Source organism: Lentzea albida (genome assembly GCF_900111005.1).
Taxonomy (GTDB): Bacteria; Actinomycetota; Actinomycetes; order Mycobacteriales; family Pseudonocardiaceae; genus Lentzea; species Lentzea albida.
Map to the genome: position 1 here is coordinate 83,678 of NZ_FOFV01000017.1, position 22,168 is coordinate 105,845.

Below are 22,168 nucleotides of genomic sequence, written 5' to 3' on the forward strand. Positions count from 1 at the left end.
AACGCAAAAGGTGGAAGTGGGTCAGAGTTCGTTGTCGAGCAGGGAGAACATGTCGTCCAAAGTGGCCGACTCGAGGTCCGCCCGGTCGTCCGAGCCCGCGCCGGTCTTGTCCCGCCACAGCGCGACCAACCGGCGCAGCCTCGTTTCCACGCGTGCCCCGTCGGTGGTCGCCGGGTCCAGCGCCGACAGCGCCGCCTCCAGCCGGCCGATCTCGCCGTCCACACCGGACGACTCGGCGGCGGCCGCGGGGACCACCTCGGCCTGGAGGAACTCCGACATGGCGTCCGGAGTCGGGTAGTCGAAGATCAGCGTCGCCGGCAGGCGCAGGCCGGTGGCCTCGCCGAGCCGGTTGCGCAGCTCGACCGCGGTCAGCGAGTCGAATCCCAGGTCGGTGAACGCCCGGTCGGGCTCGACCACGCCCGGTCCGGAGTGACCGAGCACCGCCGCCGCCTGCGTGCGCACCACGTCGAGCAGCGCCTGCCGGGCGTCGGCCTGGGACAGCCCGGCCAGCCGCCGCTTCAGCTCCTCCGCCTGTCCCGCGGCGTCGGCCGAGGCCGAACGGCGGGCCCGCTGCGGCGGCACGAGCGCCCGCAGCAGCGGTGGCACGGAAGAGGTCTGGGCGTGCGCCCTCAGCCCGGCCAGGTCCAGCTTCACCGGCACCGTCACCGGTGCCGCCATGGACGTCGCCAGGTCGAAGAGCGCCAGCCCCTCGTCCGGGGTGAGCGCACCGACGCCGTCGCGTGCCATCCGGCCGCCGTCCGTCGCCTCGCCCATGCCGTCGGCCCAGAGACCGTAGGCGAGGGACGAGGCGGGCAGACCCAGTGACCGCCGGTGTTCCGCGAGTGCGTCGAGGAACGTGTTCGCCGCGGCGTAGTTCGCCTGGCCCGGTGCGCCCAGGACGCCCGCGGCCGAGGAGAACAGGACGAACATCGCCAGGTCTCGTCCTCGCGTGAGCTCGTGCAGGTTCCAGGCCGCGTCCACCTTGGGGCGCAGCACCTTCTCGAGCCGCTGCGGGGTGAGCGAGGTGAACACGCCGTCGTCGAGCACGCCGGCGGCGTGCACGACACCGGTGAGCACCGGGATGCTCTCCAGCAGCTCCTGCAGGGCGGACCGGTCGGCCACGTCGCACGCGGCGACGCGGACCTCGGCGCCCAGCCCGGTCAGTTCGGCGGCCAGTTCCCGCGCACCCGGCGCGTTCACACCGCGCCGGCCCACGAGGACGAGGTCCCGCACGCCGCGGGTGGTGACGAGGTGCCGGGCCACGACGGCGCCGAGACCACCGGTACCGCCGGTCACGAGGACCGTGCCGCGCACGTCCAGTGCCCTCGGCACGGTCAGGACGACCTTGCCGGTGTGCCGGGCCTCGGAGAGGTGGCGGAGCGCCTCGGGAGCCTCGCGGACGTCCCAGGAGCGGACCGGCAGCGGGGTGAGCGCACCCGACTGGAACATCGTGATCAGCTCCTCCCACATCGTAGCGATCCGGTCGGCGCCCGCGTCGTCCAGATCGAGCGCCCGGTAAGTCACACCTGGATACTGCCCTGCGAAATCGCTGATTTGGCGAAGATCGGCGTTCCCCATTTCCACGAACCGCCCACCGCGCGGCAACAGCCGCGTCGACGCGTCGGTGAACTCGCCGGGCAGACCGCCGAGGACGACGTCGACGCCACGGCCGTTGGTGGAGGCCAGGAACTCCTCCGCGAAGCCGGGGGTGCGCGAGGACGCGATGCGGCTGTCGGGCAGGCCCGCCGCTCGCAGGACGTCCCGCTCGTCCTCACCGGCCGTGCCGTAGATCTCCGCACCGAGGTGGCGGGCGATCTGGGTGGCGGCCATGCCCACGCCGCCGGCCGCGGCGTGGATGAGCACCGACTCCCCGGCGGACACCCCCGCCAGGTCCTTCAGCGCGTACCAGGCGGTCAGGAACGCCAGCGGCACGGAGGCCGCCTGTTCGAACGTCCACTGGTGGGGCATCTTGGTGACGAGCGCGCGCTCAGCGCGGACGACCGGCCCGACACCGCCGGACACCAGGCCCATCACCGGATCGCCGACGCGGAGGTCCGTGACGCCGTCCCCCAGCTCCAGCACGACGCCCGCGACTTCGCGGCTGAGCAGCCCGGCGTCGCCGGAGCGGCCGCCCGGGGCGGTGAGCACGTCGTGGGAGCTCGCCCCCGCGGCGCGGACGCCGATCCGCACCTCGTGTGCGGCCAGGGGCGCGGCGGCCTCGGGGAAGGGCAGGAGCGTGCACCGGTCCGGGCTTTCTCCTCCCGGGGAGTCCACCCGCCAGGTGTCCTCGCCGGGCGGGGGGACCAGTTCCGGCGCACTGCTCGCGGGCAGCAACCGGCAGGCGTGCACGACGCCGTCGCGCACCGCCAGTTGCGTCTCCTCCCCGAGGTTCGCGAGTGCCAGGTCCACGTCGTCCCCGGAGGCGTCGAGCAGCACCAGCCGGCCCGGGTTCTCCGCCTGGGCACTGCGGACGAGGCCCCAGAGCGAGGCCGTGACCGGGTCGACGTCGTCGGAACGGCGTGCCCGCACCGCGTCGCGGGTCAGCACGACGAGCCTGCCGTCCGCGTTGCGCTCGTCCGCCAGCCAGTCCTGGACGGTGGCGAGCGTGCTCACCAGCACGGCGTGCACGGCCTGCGGAACCGGCTGCTCGGGCACGCGCACCCTGAGCACCGCCACCGGCGGCGCGGTCTCGCCGGCCTCGTCGAGGTACGACCAGGCGACCGGGTCGCCGCCGCCCGCCACCGGGACCCACTCCGTCCGGAACAGACAGTCCGAAGTAGACGGACTGGTGTCGAGCTGCTCCGCCGAGACCTCGCGCAGCACCAGGGATCCGACGGTGAGCACCGGCGCACCCGCGGTGTCGGTGAGCTCCAGCCGGACCGTGTTGGCGTCGGTCGGGGTCACCGTCACGCGCACGGCCGTCGCGTTCGTGGCGTGCAGCGAGACGTCGCGCCACAGGAACGGCAGGAGCGCGGTCGTGTCACCGGCGAACCCGAGCAGCCCGATGGGGTGCAGGGCCGCGTCGAGCATCGCCGGGTGGATGCCGAACCGCGCCACGTCGCCGTGCGCCGCCTCCGGCAGCACCACGTCGGCGAAGATCTGCTCGTCGTGCAGCCAGGCGGAGGTCACGCCCTGGAACACCGGGCCGTAGCCCAGGCCCGTGGCCGCCAGGTCGGCGTAGAGGCCCTCCAGGTCGAGGACTTCCGCCCCCGCGGGCGGCCATGCGCCGGCCGCCACCGGAAGGGGTTCCTCGTCGGGCATGAGCACGCCTGCCGCGTGCTGCGTCCACGGTTCCCCGACGGAGGCGTCCGCCCGCCTCGAGTACACCGCGACCTCGCGCCCGCCGTCCGCGGCCGCGGCGCCGACCACGACCTGCACGGCCAGCCCGCCGTGGTCGGGCAGCACCATCGGCGCCGCGAGGGTCAGTTCGGCCACCCTCGCGCAGCCGAGCTCGTCGCCCGCGCGGACGGCCATCTCGACCAGGGCCGCGCCGGGGACCAGCACGGTGCCGAGCACGGTGTGGTCCAGCAGCCACGGCTGGCCGGAGCGCGACAGCCTGCCGAAGCAGATCAGCCCGTCCCCGTTCGGCGTCGTCGCGGTCGCGCCGAGCAACGGGTGCTCGGTCGTCGACAGCCCGAGTCCGGCGGCGTCACCGGTCGCCTGACCGCTTTCGAGCCAGTAGCGCTCGCGCTGGAACGCGTAGGTCGGGAGCTCGGTGCGTCGCGCTCCGGTACCGGCGAAGAACGCCTCCCAGTCCACGGCCACGCCCGCCGCCACCAGACGGCTGAAGGCGCTCGCGGCGGACTGCGGCTCGCCGCGGTCCTTGCGCAGCAACGGGACGAACACCGCGCCGTCGCCCACACAACCGTGTCCCATCGCGGACAGCACGCCGTCCGGACCCAGCTCGGCGAACTTGGTGACGCCCGCCGCCTCCAGCGCGCGCATCCCGTCGGCGAACCGGACGGTGTCGCGGACGTGCCGGACCCAGTACCCCGGGTCGGTCAGCTCGGTCGCGAGCTCGCCGGTCACGTTCGACACCACCGGCAGCACGGGCTCCCGGTAGTCGAGCGATCGCGCCACTTCGGCGAACTCGGCGAGCATCGGTTCCATCAACGCCGAGTGGAAGGCGTGCGAGACCTCCAGCCGCCTGGTCCGGCGGCCGCGTGCGCGGAACACCTCGGCCACGGCCAGCGCCGGGGCCTCCGCACCGGACAGCACGACGGCCGACGGACCGTTGACGGCGGCCAGGCCCACCTCGGCGGTGAGGTGCTCGCGCACCTCGTCCTCGGTGGCCTCGACGGCCACCATCGCGCCGCCGGCGGGCAGAGCCTGCATCAGCCGCCCGCGCGCCTCGACCAGCGTGACCGCGTCCCGCAGGGACAGCACCCCGGCGACGTGTGCCGCGCTCAGCTCGCCGATGGAGTGGCCGGCCAGGAAGTCCGGCCGCACACCCCACGACTCGATCAGCCGGTACAGCGCGACCTCCAGCGCGAAGAGCGCCGGTTGCGCGGTGCCCGTGCGGTTCAGGACCTCCGCGTCGGCGATGTCCCGGATCCCCGGCAGCAGCGCCGCGATCTCGTCGTAGGCCTCGGCGAACACGGGGAACGCCGCGTGCAGCTCACGTCCCATGCCCAGCCGCTGGGAACCCTGCCCCGTGAACAGCACGGCGAGCTTGCCCGGGACGGCACGGCCGGTCGTCACGTTCGCCGCCGTCACGCCGTCCGCCAGGGCGGCGAGTCCGGCGCGCACGTCGGCGGGGCTGCCGGTCACGACCGCGCTGCGCTCGTGCGCGGCACGCGTGGTGACCAAGGAGTACGCGACGTCCACCGGTTCGGCGAGCTCCGCGTTGAGCAGACGCGCCGCCTGCTCGCGCAGGGCGTTCTCGGTCCGTCCGGAGAGGACGTACGGCAGCAGCGCCGGCGTCCTGACCTCCCGCGGGGCCACCGGGACGTCCGGTCCCTGTTCGAGGATCACGTGGGCGTTGGTGCCGCTGATGCCGAACGCCGAGACGGCCGCCCGGCGCGGACGGTCGCGCTTCACCCACAGCCGGGCCTCGGTCGCCAGCTCGACCGCGCCCCCGGCCCAGTCCACGTGCGGGGACGGCGAGTCGATGTGCAGGCTCGCCGGGACGACGCCGTGCCGCATCGCCTCGACCATCTTGATGATCCCGGCGACGCCGGCCGCGGCCTGGGTGTGGCCGATGTTGGACTTCACCGAGCCGAGCACCAGCGGCACGTCCCGGTCCTGGCCGTAGGTGGCCAGCAGGGCCTGCGCCTCGATCGGGTCGCCGAGCGCGGTGCCGGTGCCGTGCGCCTCGACCGCGTCCACGTCCGAAGTGGACAGATGCGCGGCGGCGAGCGCCTGGCGGATCACCCGGACCTGGGACGGGCCGTTCGGCGCGGTGAGGCCGTTGGACGCGCCGTCCTGGTTCACCGCGGAACCCCGGACCACCGCGAGGACGCGGTGACCGTGGCGCTGGGCGTCGGACAACCGCTCCAGGAGCAGGAAGCCCGCGCCCTCCGACCAGCCGGTGCCGTCCGCCGCCGCGGCGAACGGCTTGCACCGGCCGTCGGCGGCCAGACCGCGCTGCCGCGAGAACTCGATGAACGGGTTCGGCGTGGCCATCACCGTCGCACCGCCCGCCAGCGCCAGGTCGCAGTCGCCCGACCGCAGCGCCTGTGCCGCGAGGTGCAACGCGACCAGCGACGACGAGCACGCCGTGTCGACCGAGACGGCGGGACCCTCCAGCCCGAAGGTGTAGGACACCCGGCCGGACAGCACGCTGTTCGCGCTGCCGGTGCCGAGCAGGCCCTCGAACCCGTCGGGAGTGCTCGTCAGACGGGACGCGTAGTCGTTGTACATCACGCCCGCGAACACACCGGTGGGGCTGCCCTTGAGCGTCGCCGGGTCGATCCCGGCGCGCTCGAAGGCCTCCTGCGCGGTCTCGAGCAGGAGGCGCTGCTGCGGGTCGACGGTCATCGCCTCGCGCGGCGAGATGCCGAAGAACTCGGCGTCGAAGTCCGCCGCGTCGAGCAGGAACCCGCCCTCGCGGGCGTAGCTCGTCCCGGTGTGGTCGGGGTCCGGGTGGTACAGGCCGTCGAGGTCCCAGCCGCGGTCGGCGGGGAACGGCGTGATGGCGTCGGTGCCCTCCGCGACCAACCGCCAGAGGTCCTCCGGCGAGCGGACGCCTCCGGGGTAGCGGCAGCTCATCGCGATGATCGCGATCGGCTCGTCCGGGGCGGCGGACCGCACCGGCACCACCGCGGCGGTCTCCGTCGCGCCCAGGAGCTCGGTGCGGACGTAGTCGGCCAGCGCCCGGGGCGTCGGGTAGTCGAAGATCAGCGTCGCCGGCAGGCGCAGGCCGGTGGCCTCGCCGAGCCGGTTGCGCAGTTCGACCGCCGTGAGCGAGTCGAAGCCCAGCTCGGTGAACGCGCGCCCCACCTCCACCGCGGCCGTGCCGCTGTGGCCCAGCACCTCGGCGACGCGCACCCGGACGAGGTCCGTCACGTGCGCCTGCTGGTCGGCGTCGGAGAGCCTCGACAGGGTCTCCAGCAGCGCCGACACCGCCTGGGCGTTCACGGCGCTGCGCAGGCGCGGGACTCGGACCAGGCCGCGCAGCACGGCCGGGATCGGCGACGTGCGGGCGTGCACCTGCAACGTCGCGAGGTCCAGTTTCACCGGCACCGGCACCGCCGTCTCCGCGGCGAGCGCGGAGTCGAACAGCGCGAGACCCTCCTCTTCGGACAGTGCGCCGAAACCGTCACGGCCCAACCGGTCCACATCGGACCCGTCGCCCATGCCGTCGGCCCACAGGCCGTAGGCCAGGGAGCGGGCCGGCAATCCCGCGGCGACCCGCTGCCCGGCCAGGGCGTCGAGGACCGCGTTCGCCGCGGCGTAGTTGGCCTGCCCGGGACCGCCGAGGATGCCGGAGACCGAGGAGAGCAGGACGAACTGGCTCAGCGGACGATCCCGCGTCAGCTCGTGCAGCGTCACGGCCGCGTCGGCCTTGGGGCGCAGCACGGTGTCGACCCGTTCCGGTGTCAAAGCCGTGACCACGCCGTCGTCGAGCACACCGGCGGCGTGCACGACCCCGGTCAGGTCGGGGATCGAGTCCAGCAACGCCGCCAGGGCGTCCCCGTCCGCGACGTCGCACGCCTCGACCCGCGCGCCCAGTTCGGCGGCGAGGTCGGCCGCTCCGGGCGCTTCGAGGCCACGACGGCTGGTCAGCACCAGCTTCGTGACGCCGTGCGCCCGCGCGAGGTGCCGGGCGACGGCGGCGCCGATCCCACCCGTGCCACCGGTGACGAGGACGGTGCCCTCGCCCCACGCGGCCGGGTCGGCGGTGCGCGCCCGGACGAGCCGGGGTGCCAGCGCCTGTCCCTCGTGGACGCGGACCTGCGGCTCGCCCGTGGCCAATGCCGCGTCCACGTCGTCGCCTTCGACGATGACGAACCGGCCGGGGTTCTCGGACTCCGCGCTGCGGACCAGGCCGCGCACCGCCGCACCGGCCAGCGAGTCGTCGGTCACGACGACCAGCCGTGCGTCGGAGAACCGCTCCTCGGCGAGGAATCCCTGGATCGCCGTCAGGGTGCTGTGCAGCACCTCCCGGTAGTCGCCCGCGGGGACGTCCAGGACCAGCGCCGCGGGAACGTCGTCGCCGACCTCCCACAGCGGCAGGTGCTCGACGGGGGTCTCCTGTGCGGGCACGGGAACCCACGTCAGCTCGTACAACGGCTCGTCGGTCGTGCGCAGCTGCTCCGCCGAGGCGGCGCGGACGACCAGGGAGCCGATCGTGGCGACGGGGACGCCGGTGCTGTCGGCGACGAGCACCGACACCCGGTCGGCGCCGGTCGAGGTGACCCGGACGCGCAGGGTGGTCGCACCGGTCGCGTGCAGGGTCACCGAGCCGAACGAGAACGGCAGGCGGGTCCCCTCCCCCGCGATCAGCCCGATCGTGTGCAGCGCCGCGTCGAGCAGCGCGGGGTGCAGGCCGAACCGGCCGGCCTGGTCGTGCTCCGCCTCGGGCAGCGCGACCTCGGCCCAGACGTCGTCGCCGGCGCGCCAGGCGGCCCGCAGGCCCTGGAAGACCGGCCCGTAGCTCAGCCCGGCGGCCTCGAAGTCCTCGTAGAGGCCGTCGAGCTTCACCGCCTCGCCCGCGGGCGGCCAGGCCGCCAGGTCGAACGCCGGCGCGGACGTCGCGGGCGACAACGTGCCCGCCGCGTGCTCGGTCCACGATCCGTGCGCCCCGCGGGTGTGCACCGACACCGGTCGCCGGCCGGAGCCGTCGGCCGCGCCGACGAGCACCTGGACGTCCAGCGAGCCGGACGCCGGCAGCAGCAGCGGCGCCTGCACCGTCAGCTCCTCGACCGTGGCACAGCCGGCTTCCTCGCCGGCGCGCACGACCAGTTCCAGGAGCCCGGTCCCGGGCAGGAGCACGGTGCCCAGCGCGGCGTGGTCCGCGAGCCACGGGTGCGTGGCCAGGGACAGCCTGCCGGTGAGCGCCCAGCCGTCGCCGTCGGCGAACGGCACGGCGGCACCGAGCAGCGGGTGCTCGGTGGGCACGAGACCGACGGACGAGACGTCCGCGCCCGCGCCGGACGAGGCGAGCCAGAACCGCTGGTGCTGGAACGCCGAGGTCGGCAGGTCGACGACCCGCGCGCCGGTCCCGGCGAACACCGCGGACCAGTCGACCTGCTCCCCGCTCGTGTACGCGGCGGCCAGCCCGGTCAGCGCGGACGTCGCCTCGTCGCGGTCCTTGCGCAGGAACGAGGTGAAGAGACCGTCGGCGCTGTCGGCACCCATCGCCGAGAGCACGCCGTCCGGACCGACTTCGAGGAACCGCGTGACGCCCTTGTCGCCGAGCCAGGACACGGCGTCGGCGAAGCGCACGGTCGCCCGGACGTGCTCGACCCAGTAGCCGGGGTCGGTCAGCCGGTCGGTGACGAGCTGCCCGGTCACCGTGGAGACGACCGGGATCGACGGTGCCGTGAAGGTCAGCGATCGCGCGACCTCGCCGAACTCGGCGAGCATCGGCTCCATGAGCGCCGAGTGGAAGGCGTGCGAGACCGCCAGCCGCTTGGTGCGGCGGCCGAGCTCCTCGAACCTCGCGGCGACCTCGAGGGCCGGCGAGGCGGCACCTGAGAGCACCACGGCGTTCGGGCCGTTCACCGCCGCCAGGGACACCTCGGGCGACAGGAACTCCTGGACCTCGGCCTCGGTCGCCTGGACGGCGACCATCGCGCCGCCCTCGGGCAGCGCCTGCATCAGCCGGCCCCGCGCCGACACCAGCTTCGCCGCGTCCTCCAGCGACAGGACACCGGCGACGTGCGCCGCCGCGATCTCACCGATCGAATGCCCGGCAAGGAAGTCCGGCGTGACACCCCACGAACTCACCAATCGGAACAACGCCACTTCCAGCGCGAAGATCGCGGGTTGCGCGTTGCTCGTCCGAGCGAGCACGTCGGCGTCGGTGATGTCCCTGATGCCGGGCAGGAGTGCGCACACCTCGTCGTAGGCCTGGGCGAAGACCGGGAAGGCCTCGTACAGCCCGGAACCCATGCCCGGCCGCTGCGAGCCCTGGCCGGTGAACAGCACGGCCGTCCGTCCGGAGAGGACCCGGCCGGTCGTGACCGACGCCGTGGTCCCGCCCGCCGACAGCGCCGTCAGACCGGCGCGCAGCTCCTCCGCGCTGGAACCGACCACGACGGCCCGGTGGTCGTGCGAGGTGCGCGTGGTGGCAAGGGAAAGCCCGAGGTCGGCGTGCAGGCCGTCGACCGCCAGCAGCCGGGCCGCCTGCTCGTGCAGTGCCTGCTCGGTGCGCCCGGAGACGACCCAGGGCACGACGGGGAGCTCGACGTCCTCGCGCGGCGCCGCAGGCTCGTCCTGCACCTGCTCCAGGATCACGTGCGCGTTGGTACCGCTGATGCCGAAGGACGACACGGCGGCGCGACGCGGCCGGTCGACCTCGGGCCAGGCGCGCTGCTCGGTGAGCAGGCTGACGTCACCGGACGCCCAGTCGACGTGCGGGGTCGGCTCGTTCAGGTGCAGCGTCGCGGGAAGCACGCCGTGGCGCAGCGCCTGCACCATCTTGATCACGCCGGCGACACCGGCCGAGGCCTGGGTGTGGCCGATGTTCGACTTGATCGAGCCGAGGTAGAGCGGCTCCTCCTCGCGCTCCTGGCCGTAGGTGGCGAGCAGCGCCTGGGCCTCGATCGGGTCGCCCAGCGGGGTGCCGGTCCCGTGCGCCTCGACGACGTCCACCGTGGACGACGCGATGCCCGCGCTGGCCAGCGCCTGCCGGATCACCCGCTGCTGCGAAGGCCCGTTCGGGGCGGTCAGGCCGTTCGACGCGCCGTCCTGGTTCACCGCGGAACCCTTGACCACGGCCAGGACCCGGTGACCGTGGCGCCGGGCGTCGGACAACCGCTCCAGCACCAGCACGCCGACGCCCTCCGACCAGCCGGTGCCGTCGGCGTCGACCGAGAAGGACTTGCACCTGCCGTCGACCGCGAGACCGCGCTGGCGGGAGAAGCCGATGAACGTGTCCGGCGAGGCCATGACGGTGACACCACCGGCCAACGCCATCGAGCACTCACCCGAGCGCAGTGCCTGCATCGCCCAGTGCATGGCGACCAGCGACGACGAGCACGCCGTGTCGACCGTGACGGCCGGTCCCTCCAAACCGAGCGTGTAGGCCACGCGCCCGGACAGCACGCTGCCGGACGTGCCGGTGCCGATGAAACCCTCGACGCCGTCGGGCAGCACGCCGAGGCGCGCGCCGTAGTCGTGGTACATCAACCCGGCGAACACACCGGTCCGCGAGCCCTTGAGCCCGGACGGGTCGATCCGCGCGTGCTCCAACGCCTCCCAAGAGACCTCCAGCAGCAACCGCTGCTGCGGGTCCATCGCCAGCGCCTCGCGCGGCGAGATGCCGAAGAACTCCGGGTCGAAGTCGCCGGCGTCGTGCAGGAACCCGCCCTCGCGCGTGTAGGTCTTGCCCTGCGCGTCGGGGTCGGGGTGGTAGATGCCGTCGACGTCCCACCCGCGGTCCTCGGGGAAGCGGGTGACCCCGTCGCGGCCGTGGGTGACCAGGTCCCACAGGTCGTCGGGCGAGGCGATGCCACCGGGGTAGCGGCAGGCCATGCCGACGATGGCGATCGGGTCGTCGCCCAGTGCCACGGAGGTGAACTCCGGCGTCACCGGGCCGGCCAACTCGTCGACGAACTCGGCCTGGACGAACTCGGCGAGCGCGAGCGGCGTCGGGTAGTCGAACGTGAGCGTGGCGGGCAGCCGCAGACCCGTGGCCGCGTCGAGGCGGTTGCGGAGCTCGACCGCGGTGAGCGAGTCGAAGCCCAGGTCGCCGAACGCGCGGTCGGTCTCGACGGCGTCCGGGCTGGTGTGGCCCAGCACCAGCGCGACCTCGGTGCGGATCAGCTCGAGCAGCTGCCGCAGCCGCTCGGCCGGGGGAAGCGCGCCCAGCCGCTGGCGCAGGCCGGTGCCTTCCTCCGCTCGCGCGGTGCGGCGCGGGCGGACCCTGACCAGGTTCCGCAGCACGTGCGGGACCACGCCGGTGGCCTTCGCGCTCTCCCTGGCCGCGGCGACGTCGAGCCGCAGCGCGACCGGGTTCGCGTCGTCGCCCAGCGCGACGAGGTCGAACAGCGCCAGGCCGTCCTCGGCCGACAGGGCCGCGAAGCCCGCGGCACCGGCCGTCTGGCCGTGGCCCATGCCCTCGTCCCACAGGCCGTAGGCGATCGACGTCGCCGGCAGCCCCTGCGCGCGGCGGTGGGCCGCCAGCCCGTCGAGGTAACCGTTCGCCGCCGCGTAGTTAGCCTGGCCGGGCGCGCCGAGCGTGCCCGCGATCGACGAGAACGTGACGAACAGGTCGAGGCCGGTGGTCAGCTCGTGCAGGTGCCGGGCGGCCTCGGCTTTGGGGCGCAGCACGGCTTCGACGCGTTCCCGCGTCATCGCGTCGAGCACGCCGTCGTCCAGGACGCCGGCCGCGTGCACGACGCCGCGCAACGGCCGGTCGGCGGGGACGAGGGCGAGCGCGGTCTCGACCTGGCCGCGGTCGGAGACGTCGCACGCGGCGACCTCCACCTCCGCGCCGAGGTCGGTCAACTCCCGCACCAGCGCGGGTGCGCCGGGGCTGTCGCCACCGGAACGGCTGACCAGCAGCAGGTTCCGCACGCCGTGGCGTTCGACGAGGCGACGGGCGACCAGCGCGCCGAGGCCTCCGGTACCGCCGGTGACGAGGACCGTGCCGTCGAGCGACCAGTCGTCGCGGCCGGTCGCCTTGGCGCGGACCAGGCGCGGGGCCTTCAGCTCGCCGTCGGCGAGCAGGACCTCCGGTTCGCCGGTGCCCACTGCGGCGGCGACGTCACCGTCGCCGTGCACCAGCACGAACCGGTCGGGGTGCTCGGCCTGCGCGCTGCGCACCAGACCGCTCACCGCGGCGTGCGCGGGAACGTCCGGGGTCGTGCGCACGACCAGCTTCGCCTCGCGGTCCTCCGCCAGCCACGACTTCAGCAGATCCAGGACCTCGGCGGTCAGGTCTGCCACCGCGCCCTCGGCGACGACGTGCTCGACGAACGCGTCCGCGTCCGCCGCCGCACCGGGTGCGACCGGCACCCAGTCGATGGTGAACAGGGCGTCCCGTTCCGCCTGGTCGGCCGATCGGAGCTGCTCCTCGCTGATCTCCCGCAGCGCGAGCCGGGCGACCGAGAGCACGGGGGCGCCGGTGGCGTCGGCGACCCGCAGCGACAGCGCGCCCGAGCCCGCCGGGGCGAGCCGGACCCGCAGCGCGGTCGCACCGGCCGCGTGCAGCGTCAGGCCGGCCAGCGAGAACGGCAGCCTGGCCCCGCCACCGGACAGCCCGACGGCGTGCAGCGCGGCGTCCAGCAGGGCCGGGTGCAGGCCGAACCGGCTGACGTCGGTGTCCTCGGGCAGTTCGACCTCGGCGAACGTCTCCTCGCCCCGGCTCCAGGCGGCGCGCAGGCCGCGGAACACCCCGCCGTAGTCGAGTCCCGCCTCGGTGAGGGTCGCGTAGAAGCCGTCGAGGTCGACCGGTGCGGCGTTCTCCGGCGGCCACACGGTCTCCGGTTCGCCCGGCTGCTCACCGCGGGCGAGCGTGCCGGTGGCGTGCAGGGTCCATTCGTCGTCGGTGTCGGCCGCCTCGGGACGCGAGTGGACCGTCACCGTGCGACGACCGTCCACTTCGGAGTCCGAGACGGAGACCCGGAGCTGCACCGCCGCGCTGCCGAGCACCAGTGGCGTCTGGAGGACGAGCTCCTCGACCGTGCCGCAGCCGACCTCGTCGCCCGCCCGGACGGCCAGTTCGGCGAACGCGGTGCCGGGGAGCAGGACAGCGCCCATGACCTTGTGCCCGGCGAGCCACGGCTGCGCGTCGAGCGACAGCCGGCCCGTGAGCACGAGTCCCCCGTTGTCCGGGAGTGCCACGGAGGCGCCCAGCAGCGGGTGGTCCAGCGCGCCGAGACCGAGGCTCGGGGCGTCTCCCGCGCCCGGCGTGGAGTGCAGCCAGAACCGCTGCCGCCGGAACGGGTAGGTGGGCAGGTCGACGACCGCCGCGGCACTGCCGGCGAAGTACTCCCGCCAGCCGACCCCGGCGCCGTGGCCGTACAGCGTGCCCAGCGCGGTGACCAGCGAGGTCGTCTCGTCGCGGTCCTTGCGCAGGGACGGGACGAACGCCGCCTCCACGGTGCCCTGCCCGAGCCCGGACAGGGCTGCGTCGGGGCCGATCTCCAGGAACCGGGTGACGTCCAGGGCGGCGAGCGCGGTCAGCCCGTCGGCGAACCGCACCGGCTTGCGCACGTGCTCGACCCAGTACTCCGGCGACGTCAGCGTGCCCGGTTCCACCAGCGCACCGGTCACGGTGGACACGATCGGCACCTTCGGTTCGCGGTACTCGATCGACTCCGCCACCGCGCGGAACTCGTCCAGCATCGGCTCCATGAGCACCGAGTGGAACGCGTGCGAGACCGCCAGCCGCTTGATGCGGCGGCCGAGCTTCTCGAACTTCTTGGCGGCCTTGAGGGTCGGCGACGCCGCACCCGACAGCACCACGGCGTTCGGGCCGTTCACCGCCGCGAGGGACACCTTGGGAGACAGGAACTCCGCGACTTCTTCTTCCGTCGCCTCGACGGCGACCATCGCGCCACCGTCGGGCAACGCCTGCATGAGACGGCCTCGCGCGGAGACCAGCTTCGCCGCGTCCTCCAGCGACAGGACGCCGGCGGCGTGTGCCGCCGCGATCTCACCGATCGAGTGCCCCGCGAGGAAGTCCGGCGTGACGCCCCAGGAACTCACCAGGCGGAACAACGCCACTTCCAGGGCGAAGATCGCGGGCTGCGCGTTGCTCGTCTGGGCGAGCACGTCGGCGTCGGTGATGTCCTTGACACCGGGCAGGAGTTCGCAGACCTCGTCGTAGGCCCGGGTGAAGACCGGGAACTCCTCGTACAGCCCGGAACCCATGCCCAGCCGCTGGGTGCCCTGACCGGCGAACAGGAACGCCAGCCTGCCGGGAGCGGCCAGACCGGTGACCACGCCGGCGGCCTGGCCGGTGGTGGCGAACGCCGACAGCGCGGCGAGCGCGCTCTCGTGGTCGGTGCCGACCACGACGGCACGCCGTTCGTGGGACTGGCGGGTCGTCGCCAGCGAGAAACCGAGGTCCAGCAAGGACTTCGAGCCCATGTCCGCGGCGAGGCGGCCCGCCTGTTCGCGCAGGGCCTCCTCGGACCGGGCGGACAGCACCAGCGGCACCACCGCGGGCGGGGTGCTCCGCGTCTCGGTCGCGACGGGTGCCGGGACGTGCTCGAGCACGACGTGCGCGTTGGTCCCGCTGAAGCCGAACGACGACACGCTCGCGCGGCGCGGCGCACCGGTCTCCGGCCAGTCGACCTGTTCGGTGAGCAGGCGGATCGAGCCCCGGTCCCAGTCGACCTGGCCGGACGGCGAGTCGATGTGGAGGGTGCGCGGCAGCACGCCCTTGTGCATCGCCTGCACCATCTTGATGACACCGGCGATGCCCGCCGCGGCCTGGGTGTGGCCGATGTTCGACTTCACCGACCCCAGCCACAACGGCTGCTGCCGGTCCTGGCCGTAGGTCGCGAGCAGTGCCTGCGCCTCGATGGGGTCGCCGAGGCGGGTGCCCGTGCCGTGCGCCTCCACCGCGTCGACGTCCGAAGTGGACAGACCGGCGTTGGCCAGCGCCTGCCGGATCACCCGCTGCTGCGACGGGCCGTTCGGCGCGGTCAGCCCGCTGGACGCGCCGTCCTGGTTCACCGCGGAACCCTTGAGCAGCGCGAGCACCGGGTGGCCGTTGCGCCGCGCGTCCGACAGCCGCTCCAGCAGCACCATGCCGACGCCCTCGCCCCAGCTGACGCCGTCGGCGCCGTCGGCGAAGGCCTTGCAGCGGCCGTCGAGCGCCATGGCCTGCTGCTTGCTGAAGTCGATGAACGGGCCGGGCGTGGACATCACGGTCACACCACCGGCGAGGGCCAGCTCGCACTCACCGGAACGCAGCGAGTGGGCGGCCATGTGCAACGCGACCAGCGACGACGAGCAGGCGGTGTCGACGGACACGGCCGGACCCTCGAAGCCGAAGGTGTAGGCGATCCGCCCGGACATCATCGAGCCCGAGGTGCCGGTGCCGAGGAACCCCTCGACGTCGTCGGGGATCGTCTTCAGCTGCGAGGCGTAGTCGTGGTAGATCGCGCCGGCGAACACGCCGGTCGTGCTGCCGCGCAGGTCCGCGGGCTTGAGCCCGGCGCGTTCGAACGCCTCCCAGGAGACCTCCAGCAGCAACCGCTGCTGCGGGTCCATGGCCAGCGCCTCGCGCGGCGAGATCCGGAAGAACTCCGGGTCGAAGTCGCCCGCGTCCTCCAGGAAGGCGCCGACCCGCGTGTTCGAGACACCCTGCTTGCCGGGTGTCGTGTCGAACAGCGCCGCCAGGTCCCACCCGCGGTCGTCGGGGAACGGGGAGATCCCCTCGCGGCCCTCGGAAACCAACGACCAGAGGTCCTCCGGAGAACGCACGCCGCCGGGGAATCGGCAGCTCATGGCGACGATCGCGATGGGGTCGTCGTCGGCGGCGACCTGAGCGCGCACCTGGGGCGCACCCGCCACGCCCAGCTCGCCCAGCAGCTCAGAGCGCAGGAAACCCGCCAGCGCGACGGGGGTCGGGTGGTCGAACGTCACCGTCGACGGCAGGCGCAGGCCGGTCGCGGAGCTGAGGCGGTTGCGCAGCTCGACGGAGGTGAGCGAGTCGAAGCCCAGGTCCAGGAACCCGCGGCCGGGCTCGATGCCACCGGGGGTCACGTGGCCGAGCACCAGCCCGACCTCGGTGCGGACCAGGTCCAGCAGCTCGTGGTCCTGCTCGGCCTCGGTGAGCGAGGCGAGGCGGCGCGCGAGCGAGGAGTCCCGTCCGGCGCCGGACTGCGCGACGCGCCTGGCCGGCGTGCGGACGAGACCGCCGAGCACGGCCGGCAGCGCGGTGCCGCGTGCGGAGGCGCGCAGCGCGGGCAGGTCCAGTTTGACCGGGACGGCCACGGGCGCGTCGGCCGCGAGCGCGGCGTCGAACAGAGCCAGGCCCTCCGGCACGGTGAGCGCGGGCGTGCCGCCGTTGCGCAACCGGGCGAGGTCGGCCTCACCGAGCGCCTCGCCCATGCCGGCGGCCCACAGGCCCCACGCCATCGACTGGCCGGGCAGGCCGAGGGCCCGCCGGTGCTCGGCGAGCGCGTCGAGGTAGGCGTTCGCGGCGGCGTAGCTGCCCTGCCCCGGCGCGCCCAGCACACCGGCGGCCGAGGAGAAGGTGACGAACAGGGTCAGGTCGTGGTGCGCGGTCAGCTCGTGCAGGTGGCGGGCGGCGTGGGCCTTCGGCCCGAGAACGCCCGCCACCCGCCGCGGGGTCAGCGAGTCGATCGTGCCGTCGTCGAGCACACCGGCCGCGTGCACCACGCCGGTCAGCGCGACGCCGTCGAGCAGTGCGGCCAGCGCGTCGCGGTCCGCCACGTCGCAGGCCGCGGCCGACACCTCGGCGCCCAGCGCGGTGAGCTCGTCGACGAGCGCCTGCGCGCCGGGGGCGGCGAGTCCGCGGCGGCTGGTGAGCAGCAGCTTGCGCACGCCGTGGTCGGTGACGAGGTGCCTGGCCACGACGGCGCCCAGGCCGCCGGTGCCGCCGGTCACGAGCACCGTCCTGTCCGGGTCCGCCGACCTCGGCATGGACAGCGCGACCTTGCCGATGTGCTTGGCCTGGCTCAGGAAGCGGAACGCGGCGCGTGCCTGGCGCACGTCCCACACCTTCACCGGGAGGGGTTCGAGCACGCCCTGGTCGAACAGCTCGACGAGGGCGGTCCACATCTGCGCCGTGCGCTCGGGTCCCGCCTCGCTCAGGTCGAACGCCTGGTAGCGCACGTCCTGGTCGATGGTGTCCACGTCGCGGACGTCGGCCTTGCCCATCTCGAGGAACCGGCCTCCCGGCGCCATGGTCCGCAGCGAGGCGTCCACGAAGTCGCCCGCCAGCGCGTTGAGCACGACGTCGACCTGGCCGAACCGCTGCTCGAAGTCGAGCGTGCGGGACGAGGCGATGTGCTCGTCGGCGATGCCCGCCTCCCGCAGCACGTGCTGCTTGCTCTCGCTCGCCGTGCCGTACACGACGGCACCCAGGTGGTGCGCGAGCTGGGTCGCGGCCATGCCCACGCCGCCGGCGGCGGAGTGGATCAGGATCGACTCCCCCGCCTTCAGCTCGCCCAGGTCGCACAACGCGTAGTACGCGGTGAGGAACACCAGCGGCACCGTCGCGGCCTGCTCGAACGTCCACCCAGCGGGCTTGCGGGTGATCATCTGGCGTTCCACGACCGCCGACGGGCCACCGCCACCGGCGACCAGGCCCATCACCTCGTCACCGGGCGCGAGGTCGGTCACGGACGAGCCGACCTCGGTCACGACACCGGCGAACTCGCTGACGAGCAGTCCGGCCTCGCCGCGGTACATGCCGAGGACGTTCAGCACGTCCCGGAAGTTCAGGCCCGCCGCGCGCACGGCGACGCGGACCCCGGTCGGGTCGAGCGGCTGTGCCTGCACCGGCTCCAGCACCAGGTGGTCGACCGTGCCCTGGCCCGTCATGCCCAGGCGCCAGTCGCCCGCGGGCGGGACCAGGCGGCCGGTGGTCTCGGTGGCGACCAGGCGCGGGACCAGGAGCTCGCCGTCGCGCACGGCCAGTTGCGGCTCGTCGGACGCGATGGCGGCGTCGGTGATCTCGGTGGCGTCGACCAGCGCGAAGCGGTCGGGGTGCTCGGACTGCGCGGAGCGCACCAGGCCCCAGACCGCCGCCACGACCGGGTCGATGCCGGTGTCGTCGGGGCTCGTCGAGACGCCACCGACGGTGTGGACGACCAGCTTCGCGGTCTCGAACCGCTCCTCGGCCAGCCACCGCTGGAGCACGTCCAGCGTCGCGGCGAGCGTGCTCTCGACGTCCTCGCCACCGGCGCGGTGGACGACGACCGGCGGAACGTCCTCGCCCAGGTCCTCCCAGCGCACCCAGCCGACCGGGTCGCCCGCGGGGGCGGTGACCGGCTTCCAGGCGAGTTCGTAGAGCCCGTTCTGGTCGGCGGCCGTGCGGATCTGCTCGGCCGACACCGGTCGCACCGCCAGGGAACCGACGGTGGCGATCGGCGCGCCCTGGCCGTCCGCGACCTCCAGGGTGATCGCGTCGGTGCCCGCCGGGGACAGCCGGACCCTGAGGTCGGCGGCACCGGAGGCGTGCAGGGCCACGTCGGTCCAGGCGAACGGCAGCCGGGCCTGGCCGTCGCCGAGCGCGAGGGCGTGCAGGGCGGCGTCGAGCAGCGCGGGGTGCAGGCCGAACCGGCCCGCCTGGTCGCGGACGCGGTCGGGCAGCGCGACCTCGGCGAAGGTGTCCTCGCCCCGCGTCCACACCGCGCGCAGGCCCTGGAACGTGTCGCCGTACTCCAGTCCGAGTGCGGCGAGCTCCTGGTAGTGGCCGTCCAGCGGGACGGCCTCGGCGCCGGGCGGCGGCCACTCGGCGAGGTCCCAGGGCGTGTCCTGGCGCGCCGTGGTCAGCGAACCGGAGGCGTGCAGCGTCCACGCGCCGTCGACGGCGGCTTTGCTGGCACGCGAGTGCAGGGTCAGCGGACGGCGGCCCGCCTCGTCCGGCGCGCCCACCCACAGCTGGACGTGCACGCCCCCGTCCTCGGGCAGGACCAGCGGAGCCTGGAGGGTGAGCTCCTCGATGCCGGTGAGACCCGTCTCGTCGGCCGCGCGCACGGCCAGTTCGACCAGCGCCGTACCGGGCACGACCACCGCGCCCATGACGACGTGGTCGGCCAGCCACGGGTGGGTCCTCGTGGACAGGATGCCGGTGAACAGGAACCCGTCGGCGTCGGCGACCGACACGGCGGCACCGAGCAGCGGGTGGTCGAGCGAGCTGAGGCCGAGCCCCGACGCGTCGCCCGCGGGGGCGGTGACGGGCAGCCAGTAGCGGTCCCGCTGGAACGGGTAGGTGGGCAGGTCGACGACGCGGGCACCGGAGAGGTACGCGGCCCAGTCGACCCGGCCGCCGTGCACGTGCAGGTCGGCGAGGCCCGCCAGCAGCGTCGTGACCTCGTCGCGGTCGCGGCGCAGCGCGGGGACGAACCGGCCGTCCGCGCTGTCCTGGCCGGCGGCGGACAGCACGCCGTCCGGGCCGAGCTCCAGGTACCGCGTGACACCGGCCGCGGCCAGGGTCCTGACGCCGTCGGCGAACCGGACGGCCTCGCGGACGTGCCGGACCCAGTAGCCGGGGTCGCAGATCTCCTCGGTGCGGGCGAGCTCGCCGCTGACGTTGGAGACCAGCGCGATCTTCGGGGTCTGGTAGGTGATCCCGCGCGCGACCTCGGCGAACTCGGCGAGCATGCCGTCCATCAGCGAGGAGTGGAACGCGTGCGAGACCTGGAGCGACTTGGTCTTGCGGCCGGAGGCGGCGAAGCCCGCGGTGACCGCGGCCACGGCGTCCGCGTCGCCCGAGATCACGACCGCCTGGGGACCGTTGACCGCGGCGATGTCGACGCCGTCGCGCAGCGCGGCCCTGACCTCCTCCTCGGAGGCCTGGATCGCGGCCATGGCGCCGCCGGTGGGCAGCGCCTGCATGAGCCGGCCGCGGGCCTGCACCAGCTTCGCCGCGTCCTGCAGCGACCAGACGCCCGCGACGTGCGCCGCGGCCAGTTCGCCGACCGAGTGCCCGATCAGGAAGTCCGGACGCACACCCCACGACTCGACCAGCCGGTAGAGCGCGACTTCGAGCGCGAACAGCGCGGGCTGGGCGTTGCCCGTCTGGTCGAGCACCTCGGCGTCGTCGATGTCGCGGATGCCGGGCAGCAGCGCCGCGATCTCGTCGTAGGCCTCGGCGAAGGCCGGGAACGCCGCGTACAGCTCGCGGCCCATGCCCAGCCGCTGGGAACCCTGCCCGGTGAACATGACGGCGAGCTGGCCGCCGACGGCCTCGCCGGTGGTGACGCCGGGCGCGCCGGACCCCTCGGCCACGGCGCGCAGACCCGCGCGCAGGGAGTCGAGGTCGGTGCCGGTGACGACGGCGCGGCGCTGGCCGGCCGCCCGCGTCGCGGCGAGCGAGTAGCCGATGTCGGCCGGGTCCTCGTCGACCGACAGCAGCGCCTCGGCCTGCGCCCGCAGGGCGGCCTCGGTCCTGCCGGACAGCACCCACGGGATCACGGCGGGCGCCGGTCCGCGGTCGGGCAGCTCCGCGGGCTCCGGTGCCTGCTCCAGGACGACGTGGGCGTTGGTGCCGCTGATGCCGAACGACGACACGCCCGCGCGGCGGACGCGGTCGGCGGGCCACGCGCGGTTCTCGGTGAGCAGCGAGATCGTGCCGGACGACCAGTCGACCTGCGGGGTGGGGGCGTCGACGTGCAGCGTCGCGGGCAGCACGCCGTGGCGCAGCGCGAGGATCATCTTGATCACGCTCGCCACACCGGCGGCGGCCTGCGTGTGCCCGATGTTCGACTTGACCGAGCCGAGGTGCAGGGGGCGGTCCGCCTCCCGGCCGCGGCCGTAGACGGCCTGCAGCGCCTGCACCTCGATCGGGTCACCGAGGGTGGTGCCGGTGCCGTGCGCCTCGATGGCGTCGACGTCCTTCGCGGACAGGCGGGCGTCGGCGAGCGCGGCGCGGATGACGCGTTGCTGCGACGGCCCGTTCGGCGCGGTGAGGCCGTTGGACGCGCCGTCGGAGTTGACCGCCGTGCCGCGGATGACGGCGAGGACCTGGTGGCCGTTGCGCTGGGCGTCGGACAGCCGCTCGAGCACGACCACACCCGCGCCCTCGCCCCAGCCGGTGCCGTCGGAGGCCGCGGCGAACGCCTTGACCAGGCCGTCGCGGGACAGCCCGCGCTGGCGGGAGAACTCGACGAACGCGCCGGGGTCGGACATGACCGTGGCGCCGCCGGACAGCGCCAGGTCGGACTCCCCCGCGCGCAGCGAGCGCACCGCGAGGTGCAGGGTCACCAGCGACGCCGAACACGCCGTGTCGACGGTGACCGACGGGCCCTCCAGCCCCAGCACGTAGGAGATGCGGCCGGACAGGACGCTGCCCGCGGTGCCGGTGCCCAGGTAGCCCTCGACGCCTTCGACGCCCCTGGCGATGTCGCGGGCGTAGTCCACGCCGTTCGTGCCCATGAACACCCCGGCGCGGCCGCCCCTGAGCGAGGTGGGGTCGATCCCCGCCCGCTCCAGCGCCTCCCACGAGGTCTCCAGCAGCAGGCGCTGCTGCGGGTCCATCGACACGGCCTCGCGCGGCGAGACGCCGAAGAACTCCGGGTCGAACTCGTCGGCGTCGTGCACGAAGCCGCCGAGCCGGACGTAGCTCGTGCCCAGGTGGTCGGGATCGGGATCGAACAGGCCGTCGACGTCCCAGCCCCGGTTGACCGGGAACTCGGTGATCCCGTGCCGGCCGCTGACCAGCAGGTCCCAGAACTGCTCGGGTGTGCGCACGCCGCCGGGGAAGCGGCAGCCCACGCCCACGACGGCGATCGGCTCGGCTTCCCGGTCCTCGACCTCGGCCAGGCGGTTTCGGGTGCGCTGCAGCTCACCGGTGACCCGGGTCAGGTAGTCGCGCAGCTTGGCGTTCTCATCCACGGTTGCCCCACTC

General features: G+C 74.2%; 1 protein-coding gene. It reads right to left on the minus strand.

The features are described 5' to 3' along the window. Window positions 1–21: 21 nt before the first annotated feature. Entirely contained in the window at window positions 22–22,155 is a 22,134-nt protein-coding gene (locus BMY74_RS33840; RefSeq protein WP_177230052.1) for a type I polyketide synthase, read from the minus strand. Window positions 22,156–22,168: the final 13 nt, after the last annotated feature.